This window comes from Methyloceanibacter sp. (assembly GCF_050726195.1).
Classification (GTDB): Bacteria; Pseudomonadota; Alphaproteobacteria; order Rhizobiales; family Methyloligellaceae; genus Methyloceanibacter.
The window spans coordinates 1-12,003 of record NZ_JBOHJC010000012.1; the positions used below are offsets into that span (position 1 = coordinate 1).

10 protein-coding genes and 1 tRNA gene are annotated in these 12,003 nt (G+C 62.1%); 3 read left to right on the top strand and 8 right to left on the bottom strand.

Features of this window, described 5'->3' with window-relative positions; translation table 11 throughout:
* The first annotated feature begins 218 nt into the window (after positions 1–218).
* From ACRECX_RS09700 to ACRECX_RS09710, 3 genes are all read left to right on the top strand, one after another.
* Positions 219–734 carry a hypothetical protein gene (locus ACRECX_RS09700; RefSeq protein ID WP_431558632.1) on the top strand — a complete coding sequence of 172 codons (516 nt, stop codon included), beginning with the start codon at positions 219–221 and terminating at the stop codon, positions 732–734.
* Positions 735–1,373: 639 nt separating this feature from the next.
* Positions 1,374–1,883, top strand: coding sequence for a DUF2924 domain-containing protein (locus ACRECX_RS09705; RefSeq protein ID WP_431558633.1), 510 nt, complete (start codon positions 1,374–1,376; stop codon positions 1,881–1,883).
* Between the two features lie 46 nt (positions 1,884–1,929).
* Positions 1,930–3,627 carry a recombinase family protein gene (locus ACRECX_RS09710; protein WP_431558634.1) on the top strand — a complete coding sequence of 566 codons (1,698 nt, stop codon included), beginning with the start codon at positions 1,930–1,932 and terminating at the stop codon, positions 3,625–3,627.
* Positions 3,628–3,857: 230 nt separating this feature from the next.
* Here ACRECX_RS09710 and ACRECX_RS09715 read toward each other — a convergent pair.
* From ACRECX_RS09715 to ACRECX_RS09750, 8 genes are all read right to left on the bottom strand, one after another.
* A tRNA-Gln gene (locus ACRECX_RS09715) sits at positions 3,858–3,931 on the bottom strand.
* Positions 3,932–4,066: 135 nt separating this feature from the next.
* The gene (locus ACRECX_RS09720) at positions 4,067–5,494 is read right to left on the bottom strand and encodes a gamma-aminobutyraldehyde dehydrogenase (RefSeq protein WP_431558635.1); all 1,428 of its coding nucleotides are present in this window, start codon (positions 5,492–5,494) and stop codon (positions 4,067–4,069) included.
* 31 nt (positions 5,495–5,525) lie between these two features.
* A complete protein-coding gene (locus ACRECX_RS09725; protein WP_431558636.1) occupies positions 5,526–6,344 on the bottom strand; it encodes an ABC transporter permease in 819 nt (272 codons plus the stop codon).
* Entirely contained in the window at positions 6,334–7,275 is a 942-nt protein-coding gene (locus ACRECX_RS09730) for an ABC transporter permease (RefSeq protein WP_431558637.1), read from the bottom strand. The genes ACRECX_RS09725 and ACRECX_RS09730 overlap by 11 nt, the downstream gene beginning before the upstream one ends.
* Positions 7,272–8,285: an ABC transporter ATP-binding protein gene (locus ACRECX_RS09735; protein ID WP_431558638.1), complete on the bottom strand. Its 1,014-nt coding sequence runs from the start codon at positions 8,283–8,285 to the stop codon at positions 7,272–7,274. The genes ACRECX_RS09730 and ACRECX_RS09735 overlap by 4 nt, the downstream gene beginning before the upstream one ends.
* Before the next feature lie 63 nt (positions 8,286–8,348).
* Positions 8,349–9,500 (bottom strand): ABC transporter substrate-binding protein, encoded by a 1,152-nt coding sequence (locus tag ACRECX_RS09740; RefSeq protein WP_431558639.1) that lies wholly within the window; start codon positions 9,498–9,500, stop codon positions 8,349–8,351.
* 177 nt (positions 9,501–9,677) lie between these two features.
* Complete coding sequence (locus ACRECX_RS09745; protein ID WP_431558640.1) at positions 9,678–11,129, bottom strand: flavin monoamine oxidase family protein; 1,452 nt, start codon at positions 11,127–11,129, stop codon at positions 9,678–9,680.
* 386 nt (positions 11,130–11,515) lie between these two features.
* Positions 11,516–11,995 carry an Lrp/AsnC family transcriptional regulator gene (locus ACRECX_RS09750; RefSeq protein WP_431558641.1) on the bottom strand — a complete coding sequence of 160 codons (480 nt, stop codon included), beginning with the start codon at positions 11,993–11,995 and terminating at the stop codon, positions 11,516–11,518.
* Positions 11,996–12,003 lie beyond the last annotated feature (8 nt).

The window sequence follows — 12,003 nt, forward strand, 5'->3', positions numbered from 1 at the left end:
CGCTACGATAGCGGCTTACAGCCAGAGGGACGGGCGGATCAGATTCAAACTCTAATGCACATCGTGATGCTACGCCGATCGTGAAGCCATCTGGTCCTGGGACGTGTGACCCTCAGGGCGCGGGCCGAGCAGGCTCGCTCTGGGGCCCCATCCATGCACCGGGCGAGTGTCCGCAGCGGGCGCCTCTGCTAGAGTGCTGCGACGCGGTAGGACGAATTATGGATGACGACCAGATTATGAATGCCGACCAGCTAAAACTGGCGATTGACGACGCAAGACATCGCCAGATAGCGCTACTAGACCTAATCTACTCCACAGACACCAAGGCGCTCGGTCTCCTTCGTCTTCATGTGACGATTGGGATGGCTGCCGCTGCTGGCGCTGTTGCCGGCTTTACATCGACGAGCTCGATTCCCAAGTCGGTCGCGGTCGGTCTCATTGCTGCAGTTGTTGCTCTCTTCGTAGGATGCGTGTTCTGCTTCCGCTCGATGAGGTCCGCAAAAGTCAGCCTGCCGGGACGCGGAGCTGATTTCTGGAAGGCCGCGCTAGACAATAAAGTCACGGTTCCGGTGATCGCGGATCAATATTTGAGTGAATTGGCCAACGGGCAAGAGCGGGACAGGGAAACTAACCGCGTGACGGCCCGCGACTTTGCTATTGCAAAGTGGGCAGGGATAGTGTCCCCCGCCCTCGCCCTCGTGACGGGTCTGCTGAGCCTACTGATCTCGTGTTGAGGTCAGCGCGGCTTCGGCTTTGGGTTCTCGCTCTTTTGCCCGGACCAGTCTGGGGGAAGCTTGGGCCGCTCTTTGTCGCCCTCGGGTTCCTTCGGTGGGTCCTTGTCGTCATCGTTCGCCATGTCCCAACTCCTACTCATCGATTCGATTAAGGGACAAGTATAGCGGGAAGCTGTCGAGAGCCCAAAGGCGGGGACTGTGTCATGCCGCTCGAACCTTGCCGCCACGGTTGATTTTTGGGCTTCCTTGTCAGAATCTGCCTTTTCAGCCTGCGCCATCGGGACAACACCCACGTGAAATGGCGCTGCCGCTAGCAGCAGGGTACCAAAGCGAAGATGCAAGCATTCTTCGATATCACTTACTATCTTTCCGATAGACGGTTCTGACGCCGCCAGAGTGGTGCTCCAAGGGATGTCTTCGAAGGAGCACTGCTCGCTCTCCAGTCGATTGCAGCCGTTCTGCTAATCGGCCGCATCGAGCAATTCCGAGCGACTTTCCTCTGGACTTCACTAGCAAAGAGAGCGTGTGTGGTGGAGGCGGACAGACTGACTGACCTCTGAGCACGCCCTGATGCCCGGCCTCCGCTCCGGGCTTGTGGCGGTGCAAGGGCCCTATTCCGGGCTTCAAAGGAGGTCAGTCATGAGTACGACCAACCATTCCGTTGCGGAAGATCGCGCGAGCACGCCCCCTTCCGCACCGAAGCTGCACGGCACCGGAGACCTTGCAAACGCCAGCCTTGATGAACTCCGCCGTGAGTGGCGGCGGCTTTACCGCAGTGAACCGCCAAGGGTCAGCCGCGATCTTCTCCTTCGCGGGATCGCCTATCGACTCCAGGAACTTGAGCACGGTGGACTCGGCAAGACGACCCGCCGCAAGCTCAAGACGCTGGCGAAGATGTTCCGGACCACGGGCCGGGTGGCTCCAGATCCCGGCCTCGCCCTGAAGCCGGGGGCTCGGCTGGTGCGCGAATGGCATGGCCGCACGCACACCGTGATGGTGACGGAAGACGGCTTCGAATATGCCGGCGTGAGCTACTCCTCCCTCACGAAAATCGCCAAGAAGATCACGGGAGCCCATTGGTCGGGCCCACGCTTCTTCGGGCTCGTGCGCGCCGGCACCAGCTCTGAGGCGGGGACCGGCAATGCCTAAGTCCCGAGAGCCCGCATCTCGCTCTTCGAAACGGCTGCGGTGCGCCGTGTACACCCGCAAGTCGTCGGACGAAGGTCTGGAACAGGCCTTCAATTCACTCGATGCGCAGCGCGAAGCCTGCGCTGCCTTCGTTCTTTCCCAGAAGCACGAAGGGTGGTCGGTCTTGCCCACCTTGTATGACGACGGCGGTTACTCAGGAGGGACATTGGACCGCCCTGCCCTGCAGCGGCTTCTCGCCGATATCACGGAAGGTAAAGTCGACGTGGTCGTCGTGTACAAGATCGACCGCCTGACGCGCTCGCTCTTCGACTTCGCCAAAATCGTGGAGGTCTTCGAGGCTCGCGGCGTCTCGTTCGTCTCGATCACGCAGCAGTTCAACACCACTACGAGCATGGGCCGACTGACGCTAAATATCCTTCTCTCCTTCGCCCAGTTTGAGCGGGAACTGGCTGGTGAGCGGATCCGGGACAAAATCGCCGCGTCGAAGAAGAAGGGGATGTGGATGGGCGGCCTACCGCCGCTCGGCTACGAGGTTCGGGACCGGAAGCTTGTCGTCAATGCAGAAGAGGCACAGACCGTCCTCCATATATTCCGCCGTTACGCCCAACTCCGGTCGGTGCGTGCCCTTAAGGAAGAACTCGATGCCGCGGGAATCCGCAGCAAGCGCCGCACCTTCGCGGATGGAACCGTCTATGGCGGTCATAAGCTCTCCCGCGGCGCCCTCTATCTCATGCTGCAGAACCGCATCTATCGCGGCGAGATCACGCACAAGGGCAGCGCCTATCCCGGAGAACATAAGGCCGCCGTGGACCAGGCCCTGTGGGACAAGGTCCAAGCTGTCCTCGCCGAAAACCGGGTCGACCGGGCTACCGGAGCAGACGCAAAGTATCCCAGTCTCCTGGCCGGTTTGGCCTTCGACGACAGCGGTGAACGATTGACGCCCACGCATGCCGTGAAGAAGGGCACGCGCTATCGATACTACGTCTCAAAGTCACTGATCACTGGGATCGCCAAGGATCATTCGCTGGGGCGGCGGATTCCCGCCGGCAATCTCGAGGACCTAGTTATTGGAAAGCTCCACGCCTTCCTCGCCGACGAAGGAGCGGTGCTGAGTGCTGTCACCGATGCGGAACAGAATGGAGCCCAGCAAAAGCGGCTGATCGCACGCGGACGTCAGATTTCAGAGCAGCTTCCGACGCTTGCCCCAGACATGGTCCGATCCCTCCTCCTGACGCTCGTCGACCGGGTCGACATCAAAGCGGAGCACATCGAGATCAGAATCTATCGACAGCGGCTTCACGACCTGCTCCAGGCGCGGTCGATAGATCCGTCTTTGGCAGCGGCAACTCCTACGAGCCACGCCGGCGGCATTCTGAAACTCAAGGTCGAGGCACGACTTCGGCGCGTCGGGCGCGAGATGAAGCTGGTCGTGCACAACGCCGACGACCGAGTGGTGGCAGATCCCGGATTGCTCCGGATCATTGCGCGTGCGCACGATTTCCAAGAAAGTCTCATGGACGACCCTGATCTGACCGTGCCGGCCATTGCCAGCCAGGAAAGACTCACCATCGGCTATTTGTCTCGCCTGCTGCGGCTTCCGTCGCTAGCGCCCGACATCGTCACGGCCATCATCAACGGCAAGCACCCGCCGGAGCTCAGCGCGAAGCGGCTAACGCGCTTAGCCCTCAAACTCCCCACCGATTGGGACCAACAGCGCAAGCTGCTCGGGTTTCAGCAGCAATAGTGTGAGTTTTGCGCATGTTGCTGCGCGATGCTTTCCGATGCACTCGTGTGAAAATGTTGACCCCCAAATGCCCTCCGAGAGACTTTCGCGCAGACGGCGCCCCTCGGTTCCGGCAAAAGCGTCTCTGTCGCTTGAATGACGCACGGACGGAGGGCAAATGCGCTGGAAACCGCCCGAAAAATGGAGGTTCCGTGAAACACGGTTTTTCCTTCTATATCAATGACTTGGTCTGGCTGGGGCGCCAGGATTCGAACCTGGGATCACGGGACCAAAACCCGTTGCCTTACCGCTTGGCCACGCCCCAATTCGACTGAAAGTCCGCCCGCAAGCCGTCCACTGGTGCGACCGCCATGCCTCGGAGCACCGCAAGGGACGAGCCGACAAGTCCCATATGGTGGCGGGGCGAAGTCCTACCAAGGACGGCGTGCCGGAGCAATGGTCACAGCTTGACCATGACATGGCGCACAACGGTGTAGTCCTCGAGCGCGTACATCGACAGGTCCTTGCCGTAACCGGAGGATTTCAGGCCGCCATGCGGCATCTCGCTCGCCAGCATGAAATGCGTGTTGACCCACGAGCAGCCGTATTGCAGGCGCGCGGCGGTGGCCAGGCCCCTGCCGATGTCCTTGGTCCATACCGACGAGGCGAGCCCATAGTCGCTGTCGTTGGCCCACGCCACTGCCTGGTCGACGTCGTCGAAGCGGGTCACCGACACCACCGGACCGAACACCTCCTTGCGCACGATCTCGTCGCCGGGACGCGCGCCGGCAATCACGGTCGGCTCGTAGAAGAAGCCCTTGCCGCCGGGCGGCTTGCCGCCGGTGGTGATCGACATATGCTTCTGCTGACCGGCCCGCTCGACGAAGCCGTGCACCCTTGCCTTATGGGTCGATGAGATCAGCGGCCCGATCTCGTTTTCGTCGTCGTTGGGCAGATTGAATTTCAGCGCCTTGGCGGCGCTGGTCAGGTCGCCGACGAGGTTGTCGTAGATCTTCTTGCCGGCATAGATGCGGCAGGCGGCGGTGCAGTCCTGGCCCGCGTTGTAATAGCCGAACGCCTTGATGGCTTCGACTACCGCGCCCAAATCGGCATCGTCGAACACGATTACCGGCGCCTTGCCGCCAAGCTCAAGATGTGTGCGCTTGATGGTGGCGGACGCGGCCTGCAGCACCTTTTGCCCGGTGGCGATGGAGCCGGTGAGCGACACCATGGCAACCTTGGGATGATTGATCAGAACGTTGCCGGTGGTCGCGCCGCGGCCGGTGACGATGTTGACCACGCCCTCGGGAAAGATGCCGGCAACGATCTTGGCAAGCTTCAAGGTGGTGAGCGGCGTTTGCTCCGAGGGCTTCAGCACGATGGTGTTGCCGCCGGCGAGCGCCGGGGCGAGCTTCCACGCCGCCATCATCAGGGGATAGTTCCACGGCGCGATCGAGCCGACCACACCGATCGGATCGCGGCGGATCATCGAGGTGAAACCCGGCAGATACTCGCCGGCGAGCGAGCCGTGCATGTTGCGCACGGCGCCGGCGAAGAAGCGGAAGCAGTCGGACACGGCAGGCATCTCGTCCTGCAGGACGCGGATCCTCGGCTTGCCGCAGTTCAGCGCTTCGAGAGTGGCGAATGCCTCGGCCTCCGCGTCGATGGCGTCGGCCAGCTTCAAGAGCAGGGCCGAGCGTTCGCCCGGGGTCGTGCGCGACCAGGAGTGGAACGCGTTCGCGGCAGCCTCGACCGCAGCATCGACCTGCGACGGCGAGGCGTCGGGAAGCTCGACGATGGTCTCCTCGGTCTTGGGATTGACCACGGGCGCGTGCGCCTCGGTGCCCGCGACGAAGTCGTCGCCAATCAACATTCGCGTGTCCTGCATCACTATCCTCCACTCCGGCGCGGGTCGCCGCCTACTTCGCCGCTCCGCCGATATGCTCGCCCTCGCGCGTCAGATAGTAGGCGAGGAGGATCGGCACCAGGGTAACAAGAATGACGAACACCGCGACCACATTGGTCACCGGCCGCTGGCGCGGCCTGATCAGCTCGGACAGCATCCAAATCGGCAAGGTCGATTGCTGGCCGGCGGTAAAGGTCGTCACGATCACCTCGTCGAACGACAGCGCAAAGGCGAGCATGCCGCCGGCGAGAAGTGCCGTGCCGATTTGCGGCAGAACGACGTGGCGGAAGGTCTGGAAGCCGTTGGCGCCGAGATCCATCGACGCTTCGACCAGGTTGCCGTGCAGCCGCCGGAACCTGGCGATGGCGTTGTTGTAGACCACGACGATGCAGAACGTGGCGTGCCCCAGCACGATGGTCCAGATCGAAAAGTTGATGCCCATGATGTCGAACGCCGAGCGCAGCGAGATGCCGGTGATGATGCCCGGCAGCGCAATCGGCAGAATGAACAGCAACGAGATGGTCTCGCGGCCGAAGAAGCGGGCGCGAGACAGCGCGGCCGCGGCGAGCGTGCCGAAGATGAGGGCCAGCAGGGTCGCAATTGCGGCGACCCGGAGCGAGAGATAGAGCGCCCGCCAAATGTCGGGCCGCTCCGACCAGGCGACGCTGAACCATTTGGTCGTGTAGCCCGGCGGCGGGAACTGGAAGCTCTTCTCCTCCGTGGTGAAAGCATAGAGCACGATCAGCGCGAGCGGCAGATGCATGAACAAGAGGCCGACGACGGCGGCCAGGCGCAGTCCGAGAGGCGTGCTGCGACTTCGCTCAGAGGACATCGAACGCCCCCATGCGCTTCGCCACGTAGAGATAGACGCCCATGATCGCCATGGGGACGACGGTGAAGGCGGCGGCGAGCGGAATGTCCCCCGCCGTGCCTTGCAGCGTGTAGACCGCCTGGCCGATCATGGGCCGCGAATTGCCGACGATGGTGGGCACGATGTAGTCGCCGAGGGTCAACGAGAAAGTGAAGATGGAGCCGGCAATGACGCCGGGCAGCGCCAGCGGGAAGATCACCGTCCAGAACGTCTGCCGGGGGTCGGCGCCGAGATCGGCGGAGGCTTCGAGATAGTTGACGGGCACGCGCTCGAGCGCGGCCTGAGTCGGCAGGATCATGTAGGGGATCCACACGTAAACAAAGACGAGGAAGGTGCCGATATAGCTGAATGAAAGCGACGGGCCGCCGATCACCGGCACGGCCAGAATCGCATTCAACAGCCATAACAGGTGCACGGTCTCGGCGAGCCACGTCAGGATGCCTTCCTTGGCGAGGATCAGCTTCCAGGCATAGATCTTGACAAGATAGGCCGACCACAGCGGCATCATTACCGCGAGATAGAACAACGCTTTGGTCCAGCCACGCGCGTAGCGCGCCGCGTAATAGGCGACGGGGAAGCCGATGACCGCGCAGGCGAGCGTGACGAATGCCGCCATAAGCACCGAGCGCAGGATGATCTGGAGGCTGGACGCCTCCAGGAGTTGCGCATAGGTCGATAAAGTGAACTCGCGGACGACGAGGCCCGAGAAGTCGTCGAGCGAATAGAAGCTCTGCAGCAGGAGTGCGAACAACGAACCGACATAGACGATGCCGATCCACAATAGCGGCGGCAGCAGAAGCACGAAAGTCAGCAGCTTCGAGTGCGTGACGAAGAAGTCGGAGATCGTATCGAGAACCCCATCTCTTCTTTCGACTGTCGCGACGTGGCTCACGCGCCGTCCTCCATGGTCACCATGGCCGATTTGGGCCAGATGAGCCGCACGTTGTCGCCTTCGGGGAAGTCAGCCGCACCGGCCGGCATCTCGGCGGTGAGTCTCGTATCGCCGGTCTCCACGCTGAATCTGGTGACGGCGCCCTGATAGCTGATCATTTTGATCTCGCCGTCAGCGTGGGCGCTTGGGCCGGGCACCGGCGACCCCGGGGCGTGCACCTCGATCTTCTCAGGTCTTAGGCTTGTCCACTTGGCTGTCCCGCCATGAGCGGTCGCGAATGCGGGAGACAGCACGTTCGACGAACCGACGAAGTCGGCCACGAAACGCGATTGCGGCCGCTCGTAAATATCGGGGGGCGAGCCGACCTGGACGATCTTGCCGTCATTGAAAATGGCGACACGGTCGGCCATCGACAGGGCCTCGCCCTGGTCGTGGGTGACGAACACGAAGGTGATGCCGAGCTCCTTCTGCAGCGCCTTCAACTCCTCCTGCATCTGCTCCCTGAGCTTGAGATCGAGGGCGCCGAGCGGCTCATCGAGGAGCAGCACCTTGGGTCCATTGACCAAGGCGCGAGAAAGCGCGACACGCTGCCTCTGGCCGCCGGAAAGCTGCGCCGGCCGCCGCCCCTCGTAGCCACCGAGCTTGACCATGGCGAGCGCGTTCTTCGCCTTGGTCTCGCGCTCGGCCCGGCCGATGCCTCTGATCATGAGGCCGTAAGCGACGTTCTCGCCGACCGTCATGTGGGGAAACAGCGCGTAGTCCTGGAACACGGTGTTGACGTTGCGCTTGTAGGGCGGCACGCCTTCGACGGTTTCACCGAAGATCTCGATATGGCCCTCGTTCGGCTGCTCGAACCCGGCAATCAAGCGCAAGCATGTCGTCTTGCCGGAGCCGGAGGGGCCAAGCATGGCGAAGAACTCGCCTACGGCGATGTCGAGCGTGACCGCGTCGACAGCGCGCACCGCGCCGAAGCGGCGTGAGACGTTGACGAATCTAACGGCAACTGACATGGGGGCGCGCCATCGCGAAAACGGCCCGGAGCTTTGCGTCCGGGCCGTTGTTCGTGCGAAGCGTTATTGGCCGAGAATGGCGATGTAGTCCTTTGCCCATTTCGAATAGGGTACGCAGGCCCCCTCTACCTCACATTTCGCCGTCGGCGTCCGCCAGAACCAGATCTTCTCAAAGTTGTCGAAGCCGTTGGTGGCGCAGCCCTCATCGGTCAAGAGCTCGTTGCCCTTGCAGGCAGCCGGCACCGAAGGCACCGAGCCGAACCAAGACGCGAGGTCGCCCTGGAGCTTGGGATTCAAGGAATGCTCGAGCCACATGTACGCGCAGTTGGGGTGCTTAGCGTTGGCATGCATCATCGTCGTATCGGCCCAGCCAGTTGCCCCTTCTTCGGGAACAGTCGAGGCGACCGGCTTCTTCTCGCTTTGCAGGAGATTGACCTGGAACGGCCATGACGAGGATGCCACGACGCCTTCATTCTTGAAATCGTCGACCTGCACCATGGCGTCATGCCAATAGCGGCCAATGAGCGCTCTTTGGGCCTCAAGCAGGTCCATCACCGCGGCATATTGCTCGGGGTTGAGCTCGTAGGGGTTCTTGATGCCGAGCTCGGGCTTGGTCTTCATTAAATAGACGGCGGCATCCGCCACGTAAATCGGACCGTCATAGGCCTGCACGCGTCCCTTGTTGCTCTTGCCGTCGGGAAGGGTCTGCTCCTCGAAGACCACTGCCCAGCTCGTCGGCGCCTCCTTGAAGACCTCCGTATTGTAGGCGAGCACGTTGGGACCCCACTGGAAGGGCACGCCGTAGTGAACGCCATCGACGGTGTGCCAAGGCGCGTCCTTGAGACGGTCGTCCACCGTCTTCCAGCTCGGGACCAGGTCGATGTTGACCGGCTGCACCTTCTTGCCGGCGACCAGGCGGAGGGAGGCATCGCCCGAAGCGGTGACGAGATCGAAGCCGCCCTGGTTCATGAGCGTCACCATCTCGTCCGACGTGGCTGCGGTCTTGACGTTGACCTTACAGCCCGTCGCCTTTTCGAATTCGCTGACCCAGTCATAGTTCTTATCGGTCTCGCCGCGCTCGATGTAGCCGGGCCAGGCGACGATATCGACTTGACCTTCCCCCTCGCCAATTTCGCTCGGCATTTCGGCGAGCGCGGCGCCGCCAAAGACAAGCAAGGCAATCACAGCTGCTGACACACTAGTTGCGGGCTTCATGACATTAGACTCCTTAAACGAGCCGCGGGCGAAACCGCGGGGCTCGGACACTTGGTCCCGGCAGGCTTAAGCGCCCCCCGGCAACCCCACGCACGATGTTAGTCGAGGACCGCGTTGGGCGCCACAAGCATGCAGCTTCGGGCGCTTGTCCCGCGGTCGCCGGCAACACTGTTCGCCTCACGGGGTCTCGGCCTTCTCGGGCGCCATGATCTCGATGAGCGCGGCGGAGGCACGGTTGCCGCTTTCGACGCCACCGTTCATGTAGCCGAGGAAGTCAACGCTGGTGTGCTCGCCGGCGAATTGGACCCGCCCATCGAGGGCCGGCTCCGCCGCCACATCGAGCAACGTCGTATATTGTCCGGGCTTGGCGCTGGCATAGCTGCCGAGCGTGTAGGGATAGCGGTCCCAGAAGAAGGACGCCGTCGCCGCCTTGTCGAAGCTCTCGGCCACCTTGGGCGCCATCTTGGCGACGCCGGAGCGGAAGGCATCGAGCGCGGCATTCTCGTCGCCTGTACCGGCTTTGCCGCCCAGATAATTGGTGAGAATGCCGCCTTCGCCCGGTTGGGCTCGGCTCATCTCCCAGATATCTTGGAACGCGAGATCGGAATAGAAGGCACCATTCGAGACCGCGGGCAAGCCGGACAAATCTTTGCTGCGCCACGGCCGTGAGGTCGTGCCGTTATAGACCTTGGCATTGGTCCCATAGCCAAGCTCATTGATGGCCTGCATCTTCAGCTCGTCAAGCTCCAGGCTCTCCAGGCCCTTAACCTCACGCAGCTTCGTGAACGGCAAGGTGAAGATCACGTGATCGAAGCTTTCCGATTTCGTGCCGCCGGGAGCGTTGAACGTCAGGACGACCTGCCCGTCCTTGGTGCCGATCTCCGTCAGTGCGTGGCCGAGCCGCATGTCGGCCTTGTCTTTGAGCGCAGCCTCCAGCGCCTTGATCATCGTCGAAGACCCGCCCTTGATGCGGTAGGCTTCGTCGCTGTCGCCGAAGATGGCAAAAGGCTCATTCAGATCGGTGCCGATGAAATCCACCAGATTGAGGCAGGACTGATCCTCCGTCTCCAGTCCGAACTCGCCGACATAGGCCACGTCGAGCAGATCGATCGCCCAGTCCTCCGCCTTGCCGCGGAATTGCTCGAGGTAATCCTTCAGGCTCATCTTATCGAGCTCGTAGGCAAAGTCCGTCCAGTCCTCGTCCTCGGTGTAAAGCTGATCGGCATCCTCGGCGATCTTCTCGGCGATCGGCGCGAAGGCGCCGGACTGCTTCTCGGGATCGACCATGTCGCTCGGCGTGTAGAATTTTCCGCCGAAGTAATAGAGGTCCTCACCCTCGACCGCGAGGCTCTGCATTTCGAGGCCGAGTTCGCCGGCGAGCGTTATCAGGTCTTCGTGATTGGTATCCACGAACTCGCCGCCGAGCTCGGCGAACATGCCCTTATAGAAGTCGTACACGGTGAGCATGCGCCCGCCCCACCGGTTGCTCGCTTCGAACAGGATGGGCTTGATGCCGGCGGCCTGGAGACGGTAAGCCGCGGTCAGCCCAGCGACGCCGCCGCCGACGATGGCGACTGTCGGCGTTCCGCTCTTTGCCTTCTCCTCGGCGTAAGCATCCCACTTCAACATGGGCGCCAACGCGGTCGCACCGGCAGCGGCAGCGGAGAGTCGCAAGAGCCGCCGTCGCGACAGCGCCGACGATCGCGTGCGAATGACTGTGCTTTCCCTGATGGAACGGGCCAAAGCTCTTCTTACGATGGCGAACAGAGGCGTGCGCGACATGGCTATGACTCACGATGTTGAGATGAAAGGGGATATTGCGGGATCGCAAACAGGCGCGACGCCGGGAGCGGCTCCAAAGTTGCACCGTTCGAGAAACCACGGGCATGACGGCCAACAATTGTCTGCGGCATGCGAACCCCCGGTGGGGCTAAAGTTTGGCACAAGTGGCGGGATGGTTGAAGCGTTGTTTGCCGTCCGCCCAACAAGTCGCCGTGATCGCAGCGATTTTTGCGTCACGGCAACAGGCATGAGGCAGGCAGCGTCTTGTCGGCGACATTCCGCAGCGCAAAACTCGACTTGAGGCGCGCGACGCCCGGAAGCCGCGACAGCTGCTCCTTATGGATGCGCTCGAAATCGGCGAGGTCGCGCGCCATCACGGTAATCAGGTAGTCGTCCTCGCCCGACATCAAATGACACGACACCACTGACGGGGCTTTGACCACGGCCTCCTCGAAGGCCTTGAGCAGGTCCTCGTTCTGGCTCTTGAGGCCGACATGCACGATCACTGTCGTGCTGAGGCCAAGGGCCTGGCGGTTGACCCGCGCTTGGTAGCCTTGAATAACTCCCCTCTCCTCGAGCGCGCGGATGCGCCTGGCAATGGCGGTGGCCGAGAGCGGGAGGCGCTCGGCAAGCTCGACCTGGCTCAGACGGCCATTCTCCAAAAGCGCCGCCAGAATCGCACGATCTAGCGCGTCTAGTTCCATTTCCTTCATTTTCCGGC

Bases quoted from the DNA above. Each gene is read 5' to 3' on its own strand.
- ACRECX_RS09720 (WP_431558635.1), bottom strand. From the start codon at position 5,494: ATGCAGGACACGCGAATGTTGATTGGCGACGACTTCGTCGCGGGCACC.
- ACRECX_RS09705 (WP_431558633.1), top strand. From the start codon at position 1,374: ATGAGTACGACCAACCATTCCGTTGCGGAAGATCGCGCGAGCACGCCC.
- ACRECX_RS09725 (WP_431558636.1), bottom strand. From the start codon at position 6,344: ATGTCCTCTGAGCGAAGTCGCAGCACGCCTCTCGGACTGCGCCTGGCC.
- ACRECX_RS09745 (WP_431558640.1), bottom strand. From the start codon at position 11,129: ATGTTGAAGTGGGATGCTTACGCCGAGGAGAAGGCAAAGAGCGGAACG.
- ACRECX_RS09740 (WP_431558639.1), bottom strand. From the start codon at position 9,500: ATGAAGCCCGCAACTAGTGTGTCAGCAGCTGTGATTGCCTTGCTTGTC.
- ACRECX_RS09700 (WP_431558632.1), top strand. From the start codon at position 219: ATGGATGACGACCAGATTATGAATGCCGACCAGCTAAAACTGGCGATT.
- ACRECX_RS09735 (WP_431558638.1), bottom strand. From the start codon at position 8,285: ATGTCAGTTGCCGTTAGATTCGTCAACGTCTCACGCCGCTTCGGCGCG.
- ACRECX_RS09750 (WP_431558641.1), bottom strand. From the start codon at position 11,995: ATGAAGGAAATGGAACTAGACGCGCTAGATCGTGCGATTCTGGCGGCG.